General features: G+C 42.7%; 15 protein-coding genes and 1 other RNA gene. 4 read left to right on the top strand and 12 right to left on the bottom strand.

The window, feature by feature from the left end; translation table 11 throughout:
• Positions 1-228: 228 nt before the first annotated feature.
• The 6 genes from JMW64_RS06855 to JMW64_RS06880 form a co-directional block, all read right to left on the bottom strand.
• Positions 229-2,022: an acyl-CoA dehydrogenase C-terminal domain-containing protein gene (locus JMW64_RS06855; RefSeq protein ID WP_201553794.1), complete on the bottom strand. Its 1,794-nt coding sequence runs from the start codon at positions 2,020-2,022 to the stop codon at positions 229-231.
• Positions 2,023-2,415: 393 nt separating this feature from the next.
• Positions 2,416-4,128 carry a putative bifunctional diguanylate cyclase/phosphodiesterase gene (locus JMW64_RS06860; RefSeq protein ID WP_201553795.1) on the bottom strand — a complete coding sequence of 571 codons (1,713 nt, stop codon included), beginning with the start codon at positions 4,126-4,128 and terminating at the stop codon, positions 2,416-2,418.
• Between the two features lie 54 nt (positions 4,129-4,182).
• Positions 4,183-5,076 (bottom strand): 16S rRNA (uracil(1498)-N(3))-methyltransferase, encoded by an 894-nt coding sequence (locus JMW64_RS06865; protein WP_201553796.1) that lies wholly within the window; start codon positions 5,074-5,076, stop codon positions 4,183-4,185.
• A 179-nt stretch (positions 5,077-5,255) separates the two neighbouring features.
• Positions 5,256-6,101, bottom strand: coding sequence for a methylenetetrahydrofolate reductase (locus tag JMW64_RS06870; RefSeq protein ID WP_201553797.1), 846 nt, complete (start codon positions 6,099-6,101; stop codon positions 5,256-5,258).
• A gap of 13 nt (positions 6,102-6,114) precedes the next feature.
• Positions 6,115-7,539, bottom strand: coding sequence for an adenosylhomocysteinase (ahcY, locus tag JMW64_RS06875; protein ID WP_201553798.1), 1,425 nt, complete (start codon positions 7,537-7,539; stop codon positions 6,115-6,117).
• A 351-nt stretch (positions 7,540-7,890) separates the two neighbouring features.
• Positions 7,891-9,837 (bottom strand): TonB-dependent receptor domain-containing protein, encoded by a 1,947-nt coding sequence (locus tag JMW64_RS06880; protein ID WP_201553799.1) that lies wholly within the window; start codon positions 9,835-9,837, stop codon positions 7,891-7,893.
• A 421-nt stretch (positions 9,838-10,258) separates the two neighbouring features.
• Here JMW64_RS06880 and JMW64_RS06885 point away from each other — a divergent pair, with 421 nt between their 5' ends.
• The gene (locus JMW64_RS06885; RefSeq protein ID WP_227694109.1) at positions 10,259-12,259 is read left to right on the top strand and encodes a mechanosensitive ion channel family protein; all 2,001 of its coding nucleotides are present in this window, start codon (positions 10,259-10,261) and stop codon (positions 12,257-12,259) included.
• A gap of 158 nt (positions 12,260-12,417) precedes the next feature.
• Here the strand turns inward: JMW64_RS06885 and JMW64_RS06890 are convergent, their stop codons facing one another.
• The 5 genes from JMW64_RS06890 to JMW64_RS06910 all read right to left on the bottom strand — a co-directional run bounded on the left by JMW64_RS06890 (position 12,418) and on the right by JMW64_RS06910 (position 16,810).
• Entirely contained in the window at positions 12,418-13,050 is a 633-nt protein-coding gene (locus tag JMW64_RS06890; RefSeq protein ID WP_201553800.1) for a DNA-3-methyladenine glycosylase family protein, read from the bottom strand.
• 157 nt (positions 13,051-13,207) lie between these two features.
• Positions 13,208-13,939 carry a Smr/MutS family protein gene (locus tag JMW64_RS06895; protein ID WP_055124887.1) on the bottom strand — a complete coding sequence of 244 codons (732 nt, stop codon included), beginning with the start codon at positions 13,937-13,939 and terminating at the stop codon, positions 13,208-13,210.
• Between the two features lie 68 nt (positions 13,940-14,007).
• Entirely contained in the window at positions 14,008-14,886 is an 879-nt protein-coding gene (gene trpC / locus JMW64_RS06900) for an indole-3-glycerol phosphate synthase TrpC (RefSeq protein ID WP_201553801.1), read from the bottom strand.
• Positions 14,887-14,956: 70 nt separating this feature from the next.
• Positions 14,957-16,078 (bottom strand): anthranilate phosphoribosyltransferase, encoded by a 1,122-nt coding sequence (gene trpD / locus JMW64_RS06905; RefSeq protein WP_201553802.1) that lies wholly within the window; start codon positions 16,076-16,078, stop codon positions 14,957-14,959.
• 108 nt (positions 16,079-16,186) lie between these two features.
• Positions 16,187-16,810 (bottom strand): anthranilate synthase component II, encoded by a 624-nt coding sequence (locus JMW64_RS06910; protein ID WP_201553803.1) that lies wholly within the window; start codon positions 16,808-16,810, stop codon positions 16,187-16,189.
• 704 nt (positions 16,811-17,514) lie between these two features.
• Here JMW64_RS06910 and glnA point away from each other — a divergent pair.
• A complete protein-coding gene (glnA, locus tag JMW64_RS06915; protein ID WP_055124883.1) occupies positions 17,515-18,924 on the top strand; it encodes a type I glutamate--ammonia ligase in 1,410 nt (469 codons plus the stop codon).
• A 193-nt stretch (positions 18,925-19,117) separates the two neighbouring features.
• Complete coding sequence (locus JMW64_RS06920; RefSeq protein WP_201553804.1) at positions 19,118-19,915, top strand: DUF4124 domain-containing protein; 798 nt, start codon at positions 19,118-19,120, stop codon at positions 19,913-19,915.
• A gap of 160 nt (positions 19,916-20,075) precedes the next feature.
• On the opposite strand, the gene JMW64_RS06925 is transcribed toward JMW64_RS06920, so the two are convergent.
• A complete protein-coding gene (locus JMW64_RS06925; RefSeq protein WP_406947502.1) occupies positions 20,076-20,729 on the bottom strand; it encodes an SIMPL domain-containing protein in 654 nt (217 codons plus the stop codon).
• 328 nt (positions 20,730-21,057) lie between these two features.
• Here JMW64_RS06925 and ffs point away from each other — a divergent pair.
• An RNA gene (gene ffs, locus JMW64_RS06930) (signal recognition particle sRNA small type) lies at positions 21,058-21,154 on the top strand.
• The last annotated feature ends 92 nt before the right edge of the window (positions 21,155-21,246 follow it).

Here is a 21,246-nt window from a genome sequence, read left to right on the forward strand (position 1 = left end):
CGGTTAATAATCAAAGTTTAGCAAATAAGCTTGCGCACGGGTGTGTTTCTTCGTGAATTGTGCGTACACCAAAAGTATTGATAAAAGATAGCCTTTATAAAAATAAGAATAGATTTCTTGAAAGTGTTGACTCTACTCGTTATTAATTTTAATAGCGCTAAGAAAATCGGCAACACACCTGAGTATGTTGCCGATAAAAATACAGTATTAGCAGTATTTAACGTCTAATTAAAAAGCGAACTGATCAACGTCCATGCTCATGTATGGTTCAACACCAGTGCTGATACGCTGTACGTGAGTGGTGGTACGTGGCAATAGCTTAGCAAAGTAGAACTGCGCGGTTTTTACTTTCGCGTCGTAGAAGGCTTGTTCGCTAGTACCGTTAGCAAGTTCAGTTTGTGCTACTAATGCCATGCGTGCCCATAAGTAGGCTAGTGTTACATAACCGCTGAAATACATGTAATCAACCGCAGCGCCGCCAACCGCATCTGGGTTTTCAGTGGCTTGCATGCCGATGCGTGCAGTCAAATCACCCCATTCTTTTAGATGTTTGGCAAGTGGGCGAATAAATTGACCCATCTCGTCATTTTCTTTGTTTTCTTCACAGAATGTCTGGATGATTTTTACAAAGTTTGCAAGCAGTTTGCCTTGTGAGCCCAATACTTTACGACCTAGTAGATCGAGTGCTTGGATTTCAGTGGTACCTTCGTATAAGCAAGCAATGCGCGTATCACGCACGTTTTGCTCCATGCCCCATTCGCTGATAAAGCCATGACCACCATAAACCTGTACGCCATGGTTAGCCGCTTCTAGACCAGTTTCAGTCAAGAACGCTTTAGCGATCGGTGTCAATAGTGACAACATTTGATCAGCAAATTTAAGCGCATCGCCTTCGCCTTTTGCAACAGTATCGGCAAAATGTGAGAGGTAATAAACCAAAGCACGACCACCTTCAGCAAAGGCTTTTTCAGTCAACAGCATGTTACGAACCGCTGGATGTACAATGATAGGGTCAGCGACTTTTTCAGGCGCTTTAACACCAGATAATGAACGCATTGCTAGACGATCTTTGGCATAAGTCAATGAGCCTTGGAACGCATATTCTGCTGCTGTTAAACCTTGCACTGCGGTACCAATACGCGCCACGTTCATAAAGGTAAACATGCACTGTAGACCACGGTTTTCTGGGCCAATTAGATAACCTGTTGCGCCATCAAAGTTCATCACGCAAGTGGCTGAGGCTTTGATACCCATTTTGTGCTCGATAGAGCCACAAACGACGTTGTTGTTTTCACCTAGGCTACCATCTTCGTTGACCGTTACTTTAGGAACGATAAACAGTGAGATGCCTTTTGTACCAGCAGGCGCGCCTGGTAGACGAGCCAATACAATGTGAATGATGTTGTCCGTTAAGTCATGCTCACCAGCTGAAATGAAGATTTTTTGACCAGTGATGCTATAGCTACCATCTTCTTTAGGCTCGGCTTTGGTGCGGATAATACCCAGATCAGAACCTGCATGTGCTTCAGTCAAGCACATGGTGCCTGACCATTCGCCGCTGACCATTTTTTCTAGGTAGGTTTGTTTTTGCTCGTCCGTACCGTGATGCTCGATGGTTTGAATGGCACCATGCGATAAACCAGGGTACATAGAGAATGACCAGTTAGCCGTACCAACCATTTCATTAATGACGGTCGATAATGAGAACGGCATATTTTGACCGCCAAAATCTTCTTCAGCAGACAAGGCTGGGAAACCAAGCTCACAATACGCTTTGTATGCTTCTTTAAAGCCTTTTGGCGTGGTGACTTGACCATTGTTAAACTGGCAGCCTTCAGCGTCACCACTTTGATTCAATGGTGATAGCTCATTTTCAGCAAAGCTTGCCGCCATTTCAAACAGGCTGTCCATTAGCTCGCGATCCGCTTCTTGGAATGCTGGCAGGGTTTTATAATGGCTTTCGCTGTCGAGTAACTCATGCATCACGAATTGAATGTCACGTAAGGGCGCTTTGTATTGCATAACTTCCTGTCCTTTTGAGAATATAACCAATCATCATCAAGGGTAGGCACATGACTGCACTGTTATTTAGTGCACAAGTCCAGCCCATATTAATCTAACGAGCCCAAATAAATGCTAGGCAATAATGCAGATTGACGATGTTGTCGGCTATATAAAATAGTATTGAAAAGAATGGCGATGGTCAGAGTAAGCTTGAAATTTAATAAGCTCTAACAAATTCACTATAAAAGATAGGCTTTCAGAGGGGATTATACAAGTTTGGTGACAGCACTGATAAGTCATGAACCTATCTTGCATCGGTTATACAATCGACGTTAGGCGTTAAGAGGAAACGCGAATAAGCATATGAAAATACTAATGATACTGGATAAATAAACATTCGTTAAATGGGGTTTATTTGGCGGCGTACTGCTGAATCAACATCTCAGTCGCAGCCTCTGCTGGCACTGGTTTGCCAAACCAATAGCCTTGACCTTGTTGACAGCCCATTTTTAGCAACACATCGCGCTGTTGTTCGGTTTCGATACCTTCGGCGACTACCTGCATATCAAGTGCCATTGCCAAGTCTAAAATAGCTTTTACAATGGCATGTTGGGTACGATCGGTGTCGATGTTGGATATAAAACTTTTGTCAATTTTAATAAAATCAAACGGATATTCTTGTAAGTAACTCAAAGAAGCATAACCGGTGCCAAAGTCATCCAACGCCAGACAAATTCCCAGCTCTTTGAGCAGAGTAAGCTGTTTTTTGACATTTGCATGACGCTGAATTAACGATGATTCAGTGACTTCAATATGTAGCTGATGCGCAGAAATACGGTGTTGCACCAGTAAACTGCTCACCATCTCAGAAAACTCAGGGTGGCTAAATTCGGCGGCATCTGCATTGATACAGATATGTTGACAAAACCCTTGCTGTTGCCAAGTCGATAATTGCTTAGCAATTTGAACCGCCATGTGCGAGAACAGCTCAAACGACAGTTTATGAGTGATAATGGCATTGATAAAATGTATCGGCTTTAGCAGTCCGCGAGTCGGGTGTTGCCAACGTACCAGCGCTTCAAAACCAATAATGATGCCAGTAGCCAGCTCAAACTTTGGTTGATAATAAGGAACAAACTGATTTTCAGTGGTAGCGGCTCTAAGTTCCGCCTCTAACTGCAAGCTACCCGCAGTGGCTTCGTCAATGGCCGTATCATACCAGCAAATGTCATCACCGCCTTGCTGCTTGACATAATGCAGTGCTTTTTCAGCTTTGGTCAATAATCCTGTCACTTCGTCGTCGTTAGTGGGAAAGTAACTGACCCCGACGGAAATATGACAATAAATCTTGGCGTCTGTTGCAGTGTTTTCATCTAAGGAGAAGGGGCGTTCACACATTTGCATCAAGCTATCTAGCTGATGACGTACCATATTAGCGTCATTAAATTCGAATAATAACGCAAAATCATCGCCGCCAAAATGGGAAAAACAATTTAAATTATCGAGCTTGAGGTTCTTCAGGCGTGTGACAAAGTTTTTTACCAAAGTGTTGATGCCGTCAGGGCCAAGCAAGCTTGCTAGATTGCGATAACGGTCAATATTAAAGCGCACAATCACGACTTCTTGATAGCTGTCCAATAATAGGTCGCTTGTCTGACTCAAGAAAACCTTACGGTTTGGTAACCCAGTCAATTGATCATAATTGAGCAAATGCGCCACTTGCTTTTGATCTTTGACGACCGCGGACATATCACGCACCATACCGATATAGTAAGTTCTATGATTGACACAGATTTTGCGATAAGTCATGTGACAGTCAAGTATTTGTCCATAACGGTTCAGCATCGAAAAGTCGTTTTCATAAAAACCATTGCAGTCTAGATGGTCAGTGATATCTGCTAAGACAGCCCTTTCTTCATCTGATAAAAATTCTGCTGCATAAACACCAAGTGGTCTGCCAAGCAAAAATGACTCACTGTAGCCAATGATAATCTCATAACTGGCATTGACCGATAGATAGCGTAAATTGGCATCTAAGATGAATATGGCATCATCAAGCTGCTCGCATAACTCGGCCAGCAGTTGCTGCTTGTCTGCGATGGAAATAGGGGCGAAAGCCGTCATAGTTGGACTCATCACGTCGAAATGGAACAGCAATTAGGATTACGCATATGGTATTTACTCATAATAGCTCAAAGCATGCAGAGTCGCCAACGCCACCACGGGTGCGGTCTCGGTGCGTAAGACTCTTGAGCCAATTTGCCAAGGTTCAAAACCAGCCTTCGCTGCTTGCTGGCATTCATCAACGCTCAGACCACCTTCAGGGCCTATTAGCAGCTCAATATAAGGAGACTGTTGCGTTAAGACTGTTGGTAGCGACCTAGGCATTGCTGGCTGTCCTGCCGCTGGTACGCTCAGTTGCAGACGCAAATCTGCTGGTTGTTGTAATATTTGATAATAAGGGTCTTGGCTAAGGGTTGTGACAATAGTGCTGGTAGTAGGAGGGCAAACGTCCATTTGCGCATCGGCAGAGTGAGTCACTAACTTTTGTAACCAGTCATTTATGGACACAGGCGCAATAATAAGCGGTGGACGGTTAAGACCGCATTGTTCACACGCGGCAATGGCAACTTGCTGCCAATGTATCAGTTTTTTTTCTACTTGGGCAGGCTTTAGATTGACCTCGCCATGATGGCTACTTAGCAATTGAATGGCAGTGACACCAAGCTCGGTGGATTTTTGAATCGCATAGTCCATGCGTTCACCGCGGCTCATCACTAGACCGATTTTAGTGAAGACAGCGGCACTTCGGTCAGTATCTACATGTGCTAATAATGTCACAGTGGCGTGTTTTTTGCTGATGGTATCGAGCTGCACCTGATACTCGCCGCCAAAGCCATCGAATAATATGCCTTGATCGCCAATATTGGCACGCAATACACGGCACCAATGATGAACGATACTCTCTGTTAATTCGGCACTATCCCCAATAGCCAAGGTGCTAAGTTGAGGATGGAGTGAGCTTCTTTCATCACTGATATCATTGCTGGTGTCATAAAAAAAACGTCGCACAGTTGCTTAGTCCTATTGTTTGAATAATATATTTCAAATATCTTAGCAGAATATCGTTTGAGAGGGTAAAGGGATTATCTTTAGTAGAATTTGCATTAGTGCAATTCTTATACCAAAAAGACTGGCGCTCCTAGGAACGCCAGTCTTTAAAAAATACATTTAATAAATACGATGAGCAATTAAGCTAAGCCGAGTGCTTCAACCAAGCGCTTGTTTGGCTCGACCTTATTCATGCTATAAAAATGCATGGCAGGTACGTCCTCAGCAATTAAGCGCTCACATAAACGATAGACGACATCAAAACCAAATTCACGAATGGCTTTGCGGTCATCGCCAAAGTCAGACAATTGCTTACGTACATAACGCGGAATATCAGCGCCACAGCTATCGGCAAAGCGTACCAAATTACTTGAGTTAGTAATTGGCATGATACCAGCGATTAAAGGCTGAGCAACCGTATCGATACCACGCTTCTCTAAGGTATCACGCAAATATAAGTAACTATCAGCGTTATAGAAAAACTGAGTAATCGATGCATTAGCACCCGCTTGGTATTTATTGACCAAGTTGTCAACATCAAACGCAAAGCTACGCGCTTGTGGATGCATTTCAGGATACGCTGCGACCTCGATATGGAAATGATCGCCTGAATATTCACGGATAAACTTCACCAAGTCTAACGCAAACGGCAGCTCGCCCATACCGACTTGACCTGATGGTAAATCACCACGCAGAGCGACTAAGCGCTTGATGCCCAAACCTTTATACAGATCGAGCAATTCAGCGATTTCCGCCTTATCATCACCGATACAAGATATATGCGGCGCAATGTCAGTCTCACCGCGTGCGCATAGTGCTTGGACGATATCTAAAGTGCGATTTCGGGTTGAACCACCAGCACCGTAGGTCACTGAAAAATACGCAGGTGATAGCTTATTCAGCTCATCATAAGTACTGAGTAGTTTTTCATGACCTAGCTCGGTTTTGGCAGGGAAAAACTCAAAGGAGAAAGCAGGCTTAGTCACAGTCTGGCTCCTTTTAGTATTTGTAAGCGTCAGGCTTAAATGGACCTTCGACAGGCACACCCAAATACTCTGCTTGTTTTTCAGTTAGCTTCGTTAGCGTACCGTTAAAGCCAGCAACCATCGCAGCGGCCACTTCTTCGTCTAATTTCTTAGGCAATACTTTGACGTATAAGCTGTCAGTACGTGCGTCGGCTGGCAAGTTAGCGAATTTTTCTTCGAACAGGTACATTTGAGCCAATACTTGGTTAGCAAATGAGCCGTCCATCACGCGTGATGGGTGACCAGTCGCATTACCCAAGTTTACCAAACGACCTTCAGCAAGCAAAATTAAGTAATCATTTTCATCATCTGAGCGGAAGATTTGATGGACTTGTGGCTTAATCTCAACCCAGCGCCAGTTATCACGCATAAACTGAGTGTCGATTTCGGTATCAAAGTGACCGATGTTACAAACAACCGCACCAGGTTTCAGGGCTGCTAGCATATGACGATCACAAACATGGTAGTTACCAGTGGTGGTAACGATCATGTCAGTGTCTTCAAGCAGACGAGTGTTGATGTTGTCTGCGCCGCCCGTATTATCGCCATTGATGTACGGTGACAATACTTCAAAGCCGTCCATACATGCCTGCATGGCACAGATAGGGTCAACTTCTGAGACACGGACAATCATGCCTTCTTGACGTAAGCTTTGCGTAGAGCCTTTACCTACATCGCCATAACCGATAACTAAGGCACGACGACCAGCAAGGAACATATCGGTAGCACGTTTGATGGCGTCATTTAAGCTATGACGGCAGCCGTATTTATTGTCGTTTTTAGATTTGGTAACCGCATCGTTGACGTTGATCGCTGGTACTTTTAGGGTGCCTTTATTGAGCATTTCAACTAAACGATGGACGCCAGTAGTAGTCTCTTCTGAGATACCATGGATGCTATCAAGCAGCTCTGCATAATCATTATGAATTAATGCAGTTAAATCACCGCCGTCATCCAAGATTAAGTTAGCATCCCAAAGCTGACCTGACGCTTCACCGCCAACGTGAATTTGTTGACGCAAGCACCACTCGTACTCTTCTTCTGTTTCACCTTTCCAAGCATAAACAGAGATACCAGCAGCAGCAATCGCAGCAGCAGCGTGGTCTTGAGTTGAGAAGATATTACATGAGGTCCAACGTACTTCAGCACCTAGCGCGACGAGTGTCTCGATAAGAACGGCAGTCTGGATGGTCATGTGGATACAGCCAGCGATTTTTGCGCCTTTAAGCGGCTGATCGGCTTCGTAGCGACGACGCAAACCCATTAGGGCAGGCATTTCAGCTTCGGCAAGGGTGATTTCACGGCGACCGTAGTCAGCAAGGCTGATGTCGGCGACTTTATAGTCAGTAAAAGAGGGATCGATCGTATGGGCAGATGGGGTGTTAGACACTGCGTCCATAATATGCTCCTATCAGTGGTTAAGGTATGATAAAAAGAATAAAAACGCAGGTGTCGTTATTTGCGCTGTCAACAACCAATGAGATGATTGTTTAACAGTTACCGAGCCTAACATGATGACTGATTAGCAGGGCTTTAAAGCCTAAATGCACTATCAGATATTATGGCGCAACACCTCTCGGAGGTCGTTATTGTAATTGATGAGTCATGAATTGTCACCTGTTGGATAACATAAATAGCTGACGGTATAGACACTAAGAAGGCGAGCAGTAATATGTAGCAATAAAAAAGGCCATCGATGGATGACCTTTTTTATTCTCAGTTCAGGCAGTCCAAATAGTACTAAGAGAAATTAGAGCCAGTTATAGGTTAAAGATGTGAAGAAGTTGGTGCCGTCTTGATTGTAACGCGAAGCATATTGACCAAAACTCTCATTGGTTGAGTAATCTACGTTGGTCAAGTTGTTAATACGACTTGTCCATGTCAGATTTGGACTCAAGTAATAATTACCACTGATATTGAATAACGTATAGTCATCTATGAAAGTGCTATTATCTGCAACATTATAGGTTTTACCCACATATTCTGCTTCAGTACGAATATCGAACTCTGCAGCTTGGTAACCTATATATACCAGGCCAGTATTTTCAGGGCGATACACTAATTGTTTGCCTTTGTTAGCTCCGGAGTCCTCTTCAGCATTGGTGCGAGTGTATTGACCACCAAATAAAATATTACTGAGCTGCCAGTCTGAGGTAAAGCTATAACCTGACAAGCTTGCTTCATCAATGTTCAGTGCTTGATATTTATCAATACTACCATCGTATCTGTTATCAATAAGATTGTCGACATCACTATTAAAACCAGTCAAACGAGTAGTTTGTATCGTATTGGTAGATTCAATAAATACTTCTAGGTTTTTACTCTTTTCGACTTTTAAATCTTCATTTGGAACATAGTAAGCGCTCTCAATGTATAAATCATTCAGAGTAGGCGCTCTATAGCCAGTAGCGAAGCTAGTACCTAGGCGTAGGCTAGGCGCTAGCTTTACAGCATAACCAAGACCAAATGTAGTTTCATGACCAAATTGTGAGTTATCGTCGAAACGAACATTGGCTTGAAAATCGTAAGCATCCTCATTTACTTGATAACCAGCAAAGCCACTCTTAATATCACGGTCATTTATTTTATAGCTGTCTTTACCGCCGGCACTAGGAGTGTTATCTGTAAGGTCTACTTCCTGCTGCAACCATTCGGCACCTGCTTGAAATTGTCCTACAGGTAATTCATAAGTGCTTATCAAATTCGCCTGTTTCTGTTTGGTTTCAAAGGCATCGCCCACTTTGTTATCAATCTTATCCAAGCTCTGACCTGCTGATAGTCGTACTGTCAGCTTATCGTTTTCGTACTGTGAAAATGCTGATACGGCACCATTCTCTTGATCAATCTCTGCATTGGGACCTGGTCCAAAACTAAAGTTATCAAACTCTGTCGTTGACTTAGAAAAAAGTCCAGTTGCGCCAACGCTTATATTTTGAGTAATAGGCATACTAGCATTTAAGGCAAAGTTATTGCTCTCAAAGCCATCATCATCTTTATCATTGCCTGTTCGGTTGTCAAGCGCGCTGATACCTTTGGTTTGATTCCGACTAGCGGAAAGACTAAGTTTTGCGCCTTGAGCATTTGCAAACTGCGCTGTCGCACCATAAACATAGTGGTCATGTGAGCCAACACCTGCGGTCACAGAAAAGTTAGTTTGATTGACGTTACTGCCTTTAGTAAATATTTGAATGACGCCGCCCATAGCATCTGAACCATAAATACTAGAGCCTGAAGCACCGTATAAAATTTCAATACGATCAATTTGATCGGTCGGTAATAAGGCTAAAGCGGGCTGACCTGTTGACATTGAGCCATAACGAACACCATCTATTAGCACTAATACACGCTTACTATCATAGCCGCGAAGATAGAAATTACTGCTTTGACCCATACCACCATCTTGTTTAATGCTAAATCCTGGCTGCCGTCTAAGTACTTCTAAAACCGTCTGACCTTGAAAGCGTTCTAAATCTTCTTTATCTACAACCCGAGTTTGCGCAATTACATTGCTGGTTTTAGTGGGAGTACGAGTTGCTGTTACGATGATTTCATCAAGCTCAACTTGTGGTAGCTCGCTATCGTTAATAGTAGCAACGTCAGGTGTCACTGCCATTGCTGTGTTAACCGCAAGTAAACCTAGTGCGCTTAAGATACTCAAACGAAGGTAGGTACGTGAAGATGAACGTGATAAAGACATAGTCAATTCCAAAATAATCATATTAAAAAATGCAGGGAAAAAAGTAACCATACTGACGTTAATATGGCTAAAAATTACAAAAAACAGTGGACAAGCAAAACTGCGTTCATTATCTACAAAACAGACTGCTTTATAAACCACTTTAACCTAATGTTTATTCACGGTAAGCTGAGGAGTTTTCATGATAGATTGCGGTTTACTCATTTAATGATTATCACTCTTATTCATAGTAGACATTGATAAGGAGTGTCGTGAAAGGTGATAAAAAATCAGAAGCCATAAGCAAAGGTGAGAGTAGATAATTCACATAGATGACCATAAAAACGTGTAATCAAAAGCACTGCTGTTATAAATAATTGCTATTATAGGGAAGCACTCATTTGTTCTTCGTTGTACCATTCATAATGCTAAGAGGTTTGTTTTGTCTATTAAGTATCGCCTGATTCCTATAATTCCCAGTCCCGAGTTGTCTTCACCATACTCAATCATCAAAATGCCACTAATGGCAATTTTGTTTTTGCTTGTGATGCTGTTGAGTGCGTTGTTGCCCAATAATGCATTTGCTGCTGAAGCCAGCGCATTGGGGATGGGTAGCAGTACCAGTGAGGAGTCGGCGAGTACGCCGATACCAGATTCATTCGGACGCGATACACCGCGCCATACTGTACAGGGCTTTATCAGTGCGTTAGGTGAAAATGACTATCTGCTGGCGAGTAATTATTTAAACTTATCAAAGTCTGACAATCCAACCACAATCGTTCGTCAATTCAAGCAAGCGCTGGATGCAGGCGGGCGTTTTCAGCCTGATTTGCAGATTAATAATACGCCTGAGGGCAACCTAACTGATCAGCTACCGCCAAGCCAAGAAAACGTCGGTGCGATTAATGTGGGTGAAAAAAGTGTGCCACTGATACTTGAAAGAGTGGTGTCTAAGCAAGGAGAGCAGTACTGGCAGTTTTCTACGGATACGCTCAGCTCAGTACCAGAAGTCATAGAAAATACCGAACCAACGTTAGTGTCTCGCTATACTTTTGATTCCTTAGAAGGCAAAAAGCTGTTTGGTTATCAAGTGGCGGATTTAGCTGCAGCGTTAATGATGACTGTCGGCAGCTTTGTATTTACTTATATCATGGTATGGCTGCTGTACCATCTATTACGAATCGTTTATCCTCGTGTGCGCGGCGTACCATTGCCATTACCTGATAAGGTCGTATTGCCACTGGCAGTGGTCATTATGGCGCTGATATTGTCAGAAGTGATGGTGTATGCAGGCGTGTCGGTGACGCTACGTGAACCGATCAATCGTTTTACCGAGATTGCATCTTGGCTTGCATTGACTTGGTTGCTGTTACGAGTCATCGATGCCATATTCACTCGTGCGGTAAATTTAAGTTATAAGAAAAATTATACTGAACGTGTCTCTATCTTGGGGCTGCTACGCAAAGTGGTCAAAGCGTTGCTGCTGATCTTTGCCGTGATTGTTATCTTCGGCAATTTGGGTTTTGATTTGACCACGGGTATTGCCGCCTTGGGTGTGGGTGGTTTGGCATTAGCACTGGGTGCGCAAAAAACCATCGAAAACCTTGTTGGTAGTGTCGTGGTCGTGGCGGATTCGCCCGTACGTATTGGTGATTATTGTAAGTTTGGCACTTATGAAGGCACAGTCATTGATATTGGTATTCGCTCATCGCGTGTGCGCACCTTGACGCGCACTGTTGTGACTGTACCAAATGGTGATTTTTCATCGATGCAGATTGAAAACTTTACATCCCGCGATATGTTTCGCTTCTTCCATCAGTTATATATTAAACGCACTGCTGATATTGATGTGGTCTTTAAGATGGTCAAGGACTTGGATGAGTTTATAGATGAGCATTATTTGACCAACCAAGAATGGAATCAGGTCAATATTTTAGAGCTACGTCAAGACTGCTATATCATTCAATTACAGGCGTATGTTAATGCTAATGGCGTGACTGAGTTCTATGACAAACAGAACGTTTTGTTTGTTGATTTATTGAACCAAGTGGCGAAATATGATGTCGAGCATGCTTTGCCAACGCAGCAGCTTATTGTCAATCAAACTGAGCTTGAGCATCACATAGAAAACGAAATTGAAGATAACAATAAGGAAGGTAACGTCGCCGAAACGACAAAAGACATGTCAAATGATGACCATGCTGATGATGATGCTAGCGACAATAAGGATAACAGCAACGATGATAAGCATGCCGTGGACTTGAGTAAAGGTAAAGATAAGGTCAAGACAGATGAAAAAGGCAGTCAGCGAACCTCTAAATCAGTCGAGAGTAAAAAAGACAATGCGTTAAAGGCATTGAGAAATAAAAGCCGTATGATAAAGAAAATCAAGTTCAAGTACGCAAAAAGAAAATCTGGCTTTTCTATATGGAATCAGCCATAAAATTATGGATTAAAAGCTGTATAAGATAAGCACTTGAGGTAAGTATCAAGCGTTTATCTTATACCATCCACAAAAGTTAGAGCAGCAAAGAAAACGAGTGCTAGACTAAGCTACGCTACGCGAGTTTGACACAGTGAATCGTACTTTGATGTTTGGCATTATAAAGGAACAGCGGTTTGATTACGCAATAAGCCGTAGTATGACCATAGCAACAGACTGGCAGCGCTGCGATGTGGTGACCAATCTTGTATTAGATTCTTTAACTGTTTCGGCGTTGGGCGTTCCGTTAAGCCTAATAACGCCATTGCCGCTACTTTAATCGCTAGATCATCGACCGCAAGTACGTCTGCACGTTTTAGAGAGAATAATAAATACATCTCAGCCGTCCAGCGACCAATACCAGTAACGGCTGTCAGCACTTCTATTGCTTCTTCATCAAGCATAATTTCTAACGCAGCAAAGTCTATATCATGATCGACTAATGAGCGAATGTAACGGGTTTTTTGTTTAGATAACCCTTGCGCTCTTAAGTCCTCATCTGTTGCTTTGATAATTGCCTGTGGATTCGTCAAGGCGGCATCAAGTAATCGTTGCCAAATACTGGCTGCTGCTGCCACAGACAGCTGTTGACCAACCATTGCTCGCATCAACTGCTCAAACCCACCGACATTATGCCGTAGACTGGGCATACCGACTTGTTCATAGATAGACAAAAATCTTGGCTCGATAACAATCAAAGCCATGATATGTTCATGTAGCTGTTGTGTGTTCTCAATGGTCTGTATGCTCATAAATGCTTATCCTGATTTATGCAAATATCGCTATCGCTCGATGTTAAATGTAGGGGCTATAGTCGATAAAGATTAAATAATGATTTTATGAGCATAACAAAAAGGACTGCCAATAAGCAGTCCTTTTGATTCTTCATACTAACTCTAACACTAAAAACTATTCACCATCAGCTTTAGATTTTTTGAGCAGTACCAATACCGCGCCATTACCACCATCTTTTGGCGGCGCAGAGCAAAATGCCAATACTTCTGGTAATTGACGTAGCCAACCGTTGACGCAGGTTTTTAAAATGGCTTCACTGCCTTTACCATGGACGATTTTTACCATGGTCTCATTTTTCTGTTTTGCTTGGCTTAGGAGTTGAGTCATTGCCACGCGCGCCTCTTCGATGGTACAACCATGAATATCTACGGCGTCATACCAACGTAGCTTGCCTTTTTTAAGCTGATCAAAGATTTTATTCTGCAAAGTCGGCTGTTTGTAAGATAAATAGGCTTCAGCAGCGACAGGGTTGAGTAGTGCTTGCATATCTGACAAGCCAGCTCCCAAATCACTCGCTTCACTACCTTGCGCGGCAGCACGTTTAGACAAGGTGGTCGCATCAGGTTTGCCCGCTTTGCTAGCATTGGCAGGTGAGCGTACGTTTTTGTCTTCAAGCTGATTGACGCCATGCATTGCTTGCATAAACAGCACTTTGTCATCGTCAATATGCTCGCTAGCCATTTGCTTGACGGTCTTGTTTACTTGCTTTTGCGTGGGCAATGATACAGGCTCAGTAGGCTTTTGGTTTTCATCTTCAGGCGAATTGGTATCGCGACCTTTGCTAAGTTGGCCTTTTAGCTCTTTGAGCTGGTCTTGCATTTCTTTTGAAAATAGAGAGTTTGACATAGAAGTTAACGTATCGTTGGTTGATGAATGATTTTTTGATTTAAACTGTTCAGTAGACTTAAGCCACTTTACCCGTCTGCTGCGACGCTCGCAAGTAAGGATTGTAACGCTTGTCCAGGATGATCAGTCTTCATGAATTGTTCACCGATTAAAAAGTGCTGAATGTCACTATCTAACATCAAACGAATATCAGCGCTATTATGAATGCCACTTTCAGTGACGATAAGCGGTTTAAGCGTGCTATCCACATCAGCCGCCAGTGCGTCGATTAAAATATTTTTTAGATCCAGCGTGGTTTGCAAGTCGACATCGAAAGTATTCAAATCACGATTATTAATACCGTAAATATTATGCGCTGAGCGCGGTAGCTGTAGTGCACGTTCAAGTTCGGCTTTAGTATGGACTTCTATCAATACATCCATACCCAATTCGATACTTAGCGCATGCAGCTCTTGTACTTGGGTGTCGTCAAGGCAGGCCATAATGAGTAAAATACAGTCAGCTCCCATCAGATAAGATTGATAGATCTGGTACACATCTATCATAAAATCTTTACGCAGTATCGGTAGGCTTACCGCATTAGCTGCTTGAATAAGATAGCTATCATCACCTTGGAAATAATCGCGATCAGTCAATACAGACAGACAGCTGGCGCCCGCTTGCTCGTACTGCTTGGCAAATAGGGCAGGCGCGAAGTTGTGATTGATAACGCCCTTAGAAGGAGAGGCTTTTTTAATCTCAGCGATGATACCAATACCATGCTCTTTAGTGCTAGCCGCTCGCAGCGCCGCCGCGAAGCCACGACGTGGTTTGTTATCCGCCGCGACTTGCGCTTGTAAATCTTCAAGAGATAATGCCTCGCGTGCGGCATTTATTTCTTCCACTTTAGTGGCGACAATGCGTTGCAATACGGAAGGAACATCTGTCTTGGTTTCTGTATGAGTCATGCTGGTATCCGAATATCGTTAAATGTAAATAGACAAAATAGCTAGAGTGCGCAGTAATGGTGCTTAGCCGTTAAGCAGGAGTCACTAGTTGCTGCGTGTATGTGGCGAGAGACTCAAGCTTGAGTAGAGCATCACCATTCTGAATGACTTTTTGTGCCCGGCTCACACCATTAGAGTAGTTGCTGGCAAGTCCTGCGGTATATATGGCCGCGCCTGCATTTAGTGCAATCATATCACGTGCTTTAAGTACAGCACGATCTTGAGAGTTTTCTCCTGATAGAGCCGCGCGAATAAGCTCAAGACTTTGCGCTGGGGAATCTACATCGAGACCGATAAGGGTTTGTGACTCAATACCTGCATCTTCTGGCATCATCTCATAAACAGATATCTCACCGTCTTTTAATTCAGCGACAGTGGTTGAGGTAGCGAGACTGATTTCATCCAAACCGTCTTTTGCGCCCACAACCATGACATGACGTGCGCCTAAGTTCTTCATGACTTTAGCGATAGGCTCGCACAGCTGAGCGGTAAAGACACCGATTACCAGATTGGGTGTGCCAGCAGGGTTGGTTAATGGTCCTAAAATATTAAAGATAGTGCGCGCTTTGAGCTCGCGGCGTACTGGATTGGCATAACGCATCGCACTGTGATGATTGGGCGCAAACAAAAAGCCGATACCTTGGTTTTCGATACATTCTTTAGATTGCTCAGGGGTAAGTGCCAGACTGATACCTGCTTGTTCAAGCAAATCTGAGCTGCCAGAGTTGGTGGAGACGCCGCGATTACCATGTTTTGCCACTTGAGCACCAGCGGCGGCAGCAACCAATGCTGATGCAGTAGAAACGTTGAATAAATTGGCACCATCACCGCCAGTTCCGACGATATCGACTAAGTAATCACAGCCCCGTGGTTCGATATTGGCTGCTAATGCACGCATCGCACTGGCAGAGGCAGTAATCTCATCGATGGACTCACCTTTCATACGCAGACCAGTCAAAATAGCACCCATCATGGCGTCGCTACATCTGCCTTGCATGATAATCAGCATCACCTGATACATCTCATCAAAGGTTAAATCAATGTGCTGAAAAATTCGCCCCAAAGCTGTCGTCAGTAGCGTATGTGTCTCTTCATCAGACAGTTGAGCAATGTTAGCTGGGGTAGGGCTTTCATTTGTTTTTGTTGTACTCATTATGATCTCTCTTAATATTTTTATACGTTAATTTTAAATTATCAATAGAATAGGTTTTATTTTAATTTTGTTATTAACGGCTTTTTTAGGACATGCTTTAATAAATTGTTAGCCGACTTGTGGTAGTTCATCTGAGGTTAGTGCTGACAAATGATGCGTTTGCAAGAAATTGTTGAGCAGCTGATAACCTGCTTCGCTTAAGATAGACTCAGGATGGAATTGTACCCCTTCTATCGCAAATGTTTTATGCCGGATACCCATGATTTCTTCAATACTGCTATCACTGTTTTGTGTCCATGCGGTCAGCTCAAGACAATCGGGCAGGCTGGTTTTATCAATGACAAGCGAATGATAGCGCGTGACTTGTACGGGATTAGGCAAGCCTTCAAAGACACCTTGGTTAGTATGATAAACGGCGGATAAGCGGCCATGCATGACTTCACCAGCCTTGACCACTTGTCCACCAAATGCTTGTCCAATTGCCTGATGTCCTAGGCAAATACCTAGTATCGGTATCACGCCCTGAAAAGTCTTGATAGCTTCTAGAGAGATACCAGCCTGATCAGGATCGCAGGGACCGGGGCCAATGACGATCGCATCTGGCGCAAGGGTTCTAATATTTTCAATAGTGGTTTGATCGTTACGCCAGACGGTGATGTCCTGCTGTAATTCACCGAAGTACTGTACAATATTGTACGTAAAGCTGTCGTAATTATCGATCATCAGAATCATTAGCGTTCTACTTATTGAGTTCTACTTATGGAGATGGTTATATAACGCCGTTATCTTACCACTATTTTGTAGACTATCAAATGTAGGGTGCAGGCGACCCAAATAAGTGGTGAATAACAATCTATTTTGCTTATTGGATGACATTCGTTAATATCTCAAACGCACTAAAAAAGTACACAATTTTTATTTATACATTTAGTATGCACTAATTTAGTGCGCTAATGCGTTATTAATCACTCTAGATAAATAATTTGTATGACACCACTGACGATAAATCTACGGCTGAAATAGTTTCAAAGGCATTATAAATCACTGTAATTGTTATAAAAAGAATATTTTCATCTTCTGTATTTTTATTATTATAAAAAACTGGCATAGCCTTTGCAGTATTACTGTTATGATTATCTTTGGTGATAAAGTGGTTCAATAATTATTATTAACAAGTGCCTGAAGAGTTCAGCATAATGAGTGATATGTTGTTAGAATAATATCGAACCAAAACACTGGCGGGTCTTATTAAGCGCATAACTCAGATGACTATCTTGACTAATAATATTGACAGTGCTGAGAATAAGCATAATATTAAACAGGATATTTAGCTATAAACGAAGCACTGACTGTTATCAAACCAGAGATTTTTAACCAACAGATTGTACTTATAATTTCAAATCGCAATAACCTAATCAACACAACGGAGACTATTTATGTCGAACAAACTACTAGATCTTATCCAATCCTCTAATGCTAAATGGGTCGATTTTCGCTTCACTGATACACGCGGTAAAGAGCAACATATCAGCTTTCCAGCGCATAGCGTTGACGAAGAAGTGATGGAAGATGGCAAGATGTTTGATGGCTCATCTATTGCTGGTTGGAAAGGTATCGAAGCGTCAGATATGATCTTGCGTCCTGATCCAGAGACGGCTTTTCTTGACCCGTTCTTTGATTCACTTACCGTAGTTGTTACTTGCGATATTATCGAGCCATCAACGCTACAAGGTTATGATCGTGACCCACGTTCTATTGCGCGCCGCGCCGAAGAGTACTTAAAGTCAACGGGCATTGGTGATACTGCTTATTTTGGTCCTGAGCCTGAGTTCTTTATATTTGATGATGTGAAATGGTCAATTGATATGTCTGGCGTTAGCCACAAGATCACAGCCGAAGAAGCGGCATGGTCGACTAACAATGACTATGAGTGGGGCAACATGGGACATCGTCCACGTGTTAAAGGCGCTTACTTCCCAGTACCACCAATCGATAGCTCGCAAGACATGCGCTCTGTTATGTGTGAGCGTTTAGAAGAAATCATCGGTGAAGGCTGTGTCGAAGTTCATCACCATGAAGTTGCGCCTTGCCAGTCAGAAATTGGTGTCGCTTTCAATACGTTAGTCAAAAAAGCTGATGAAGTACAGCAGCTAAAGTATGTTGTGCATAATGTTGCGCATCAGTTTGGTAAAACGGCTACCTTTATGCCAAAACCAATCGTTGGTGACAATGGTTCAGGCATGCACGTGCATATGTCAATCTCCAAAGATGGTGTCAATACTTTCTCAGGTGATGAATATGCGGGTCTTTCTGAATCTGCACTGTATTTCATCGGTGGTATTATCAAGCATGCGCGTGCGTTGAATGCGATTACCAACCCATCGACTAATAGCTATAAGCGCCTAGTACCGCATTATGAAGCGCCTATCAAACTTGCGTACTCAGCATCTAACCGCTCAGCATCTATCCGTATTCCACATGTTAGCAGCCCAAAAGCGGTACGTGTTGAAGCACGTTTCCCTGATCCAGCGGCCAACCCATATTTAACGTTTGCAGCGTTACTAATGGCAGGTCTTGATGGTATTCAAAATAAAATACATCCGGGTGAAGCTGCTGACAAAAACTTGTATGACTTACCACCAGAAGAAGAAGCACTCATCCCAACCGTTGCGGAGAGCTTAGAAGTTGCATTACAAGCCTTGCGTGATGATCATGAGTTCTTATTAAAAGGTGATGTATTCACTGAAGACATGCTAGAGGCGTTCATCGCTTTGAAAGAAGAAGAAGTGCAACGTGTCAATGTAACCGTGCATCCAGTTGAGTTTGACTTATACTACAGCTGCTAATTTATAGCTAAAACACTCAGTTATTTTGAGTGATAAAAACCAGCTAAGTTATTCTTAGCTGGTTTTTTTTACGTCTCAATAATAATTTGCTAAATCAACGGATCTGTCCTCTTTGAAATTATTACTGATTTAACACCCAAAGTATCGCATAATAGATATTCATAATATTAGGTACTCATTAGGTTGACTGACTATGACTTCATTATCAAAACCGGTTTTTTCAAACAGTAAGTTAGGGTTGGTACTGATTGCTGCTACGATGATTAGTATGGCAACTCTCTATGCCCCTTTGGCAAATGCTGCGCCTATTTATAAAGTTATTGACGAAAAAACAGGTCAAGTCACCTTTACCGATCGCCCGCAAAATTATGAGCAGCAGGCGGGTAAAAAAATCAGCCAAACGGGTGTCACGACGAAAGAAAGTCGCATCAGCTCAAGTAACAGTGATAACATGAGTAGTCCACCTCCTTCTAGTAATGTTAATACGACTACGCAAAATACGGCTGCTAAAAATAGCCCTGACGCCAAACCAGTCGTCAATTATCAGCTTAATATTACTGAACCAAGCGCAGAACGTGCATATCGTCGCCCAGCCCAAAGCATTGATGTCAATGTGCAAGTGAAGCCGGAGTTACAAGCAGGTGATAGTGTTAGTATCTATTTGGATGGCAATGAAGTCGCGCAAGGTCTTAGCGCCTCGATTGCAACGGTAGATGTTTTACCAGGATCGCATAAGATAAAAGCCGTGTTAAAAAATGAGAAAGGTCAAACACTCAAACAAGTAGAGCGTACGGTGTATGTGATTCAAAACAATACAACATTGCAAAATAATAAGAAAATCGCGCAACAGCTTTTAGCTTATCAAAATCTACCTTGGTATCAAAAAGTACTGTTAAAAATGCGTCAAGAGGGCAAACAACCGAATATGCAATCATTTACTAAGCCTATAGTGGATAAACCTATGACGCTTGAGCAACCAGTGACAAATTGACTTGTAGTTAATGTGTCAATCATGGATAAGTATAAGAACCCATACAAAGTAGAGTAACTTTATAAGTTAATTTCTTCTGTATAAACATAAAGGCAAGCGCTGATTGCAGCGCTTGCCTTTATGTTTATAAGGATATTTATTAATTCTATGTATTTACAGCTTATTTAGTCAATTCAATCGTACCATTAGCAGTCACTGAGATAGTGCTATTGCCAGATTCAAAATTTTGGCTAGGTACTGATTCGTCTGCTGCGCCTGCTTTCATACTCATAGCACTATACATCGGACGTGGGTAGTTGCTACCTGTATTTAGATTCACATTGACGACACGATAGCCACGAGCATCCCAAGCGCGTGTTAGGTTTTTAGCTTGTTGCTGAAAAGCACGAGACGCATTGGTCATCAGCTTTTGCTCAAGCGCATCCTTTTTGGTATCTGAGACACCAAAGTTCAGATTGTCCATCACCAACGTTTCTTGTAGGTCAGCGATGAGTTGGCTGGTGGCTGCAAAGTCGGTACTTTTTAAATCGATGTTTGCTTGTCCTGTCCAGCCAATGATTTTGTCATTTTTATCATAGCGAGGGTAGGTGCGCTGTTGTCCGGTGCTCACGGTGACCGTTGGATAGCGCTTAGCAATTTTCATGGCATTATTAATTGAGGTGTTGAGCGTTGTCGCTAGAGTTTTAGAATCCGTTGCCTGCGCTTTTTTATATAAGCTGGCTCGTACTTCATCATTCTGGATTTCTTCTTTTACTTCTGTCTGAAAAGTAAGCTGATCGTAGCCTGTTGGTTCTGCATGTGCGCTACCCATCATGGCTGTGAGTAGAAATGCAGTACCAGTCGTTAGAGCGGCTTTATTAAGTAAAGTGGTTTTCACAATGATCTCCTGAGTGAGTTATATCAATAGTATCTAGGTGAGCCATACAATAGGTAAGACTCGCCTTGATATGAGAAGCTGTCCATTTTAGTTATTAGTTGATACCGAGTATGCTCAGCTTCCTCAACTAAAATAGCAAAATTTAACAGGCTTGCTGTGAGAATTTTGTCACCTAAGTTACAGGGCGTTTGGAGGTAATAGAAAGAGTTTTACGATAGGGGTTGTAATATTTAAAAATTCTTGTATAATTTGCAACTGGTGGCTCCATTGGTAGCCTCGCAACATTGTTCTATGAACCCCGCCAGGACCGGAAGGTAGCAACGGTAATAGTCACAGTGTGTGCCGAGGATTTGCTTTTGGAGTCGCTTTTTTTTGCCTAAAATTTGATACCTGTTTTGATATTTAATCAGAAATGCTCGTTTGATCTATTAAGCCCTTCATTGTAAAGGGCTTT

This window comes from Psychrobacter immobilis (assembly GCF_904846065.1).
Lineage (GTDB): Bacteria > Pseudomonadota > Gammaproteobacteria > Pseudomonadales > Moraxellaceae > Psychrobacter > Psychrobacter immobilis_H.

Coding starts and splice junctions, on each gene's coding strand:
- trpD (WP_201553802.1), bottom strand. CDS start 16,078: ATGAGTACAACAAAAACAAATGAAAGCCCTACCCCAGCTAACATTGCT.
- JMW64_RS06860 (WP_201553795.1), bottom strand. CDS start 4,128: ATGACGGCTTTCGCCCCTATTTCCATCGCAGACAAGCAGCAACTGCTG.
- glnA (WP_055124883.1), top strand. CDS start 17,515: ATGTCGAACAAACTACTAGATCTTATCCAATCCTCTAATGCTAAATGG.
- JMW64_RS06910 (WP_201553803.1), bottom strand. CDS start 16,810: ATGATTCTGATGATCGATAATTACGACAGCTTTACGTACAATATTGTA.
- ahcY (WP_201553798.1), bottom strand. CDS start 7,539: ATGGACGCAGTGTCTAACACCCCATCTGCCCATACGATCGATCCCTCT.
- JMW64_RS06855 (WP_201553794.1), bottom strand. CDS start 2,022: ATGCAATACAAAGCGCCCTTACGTGACATTCAATTCGTGATGCATGAG.
- JMW64_RS06895 (WP_055124887.1), bottom strand. CDS start 13,939: ATGTCAAACTCTCTATTTTCAAAAGAAATGCAAGACCAGCTCAAAGAG.
- JMW64_RS06880 (WP_201553799.1), bottom strand. CDS start 9,837: ATGTCTTTATCACGTTCATCTTCACGTACCTACCTTCGTTTGAGTATC.
- JMW64_RS06890 (WP_201553800.1), bottom strand. CDS start 13,050: ATGAGCATACAGACCATTGAGAACACACAACAGCTACATGAACATATC.
- JMW64_RS06925 (WP_406947502.1), bottom strand. CDS start 20,729: ATGATGGGTAGCGCACATGCAGAACCAACAGGCTACGATCAGCTTACT.
- trpC (WP_201553801.1), bottom strand. CDS start 14,886: ATGACTCATACAGAAACCAAGACAGATGTTCCTTCCGTATTGCAACGC.
- JMW64_RS06920 (WP_201553804.1), top strand. CDS start 19,118: ATGACTTCATTATCAAAACCGGTTTTTTCAAACAGTAAGTTAGGGTTG.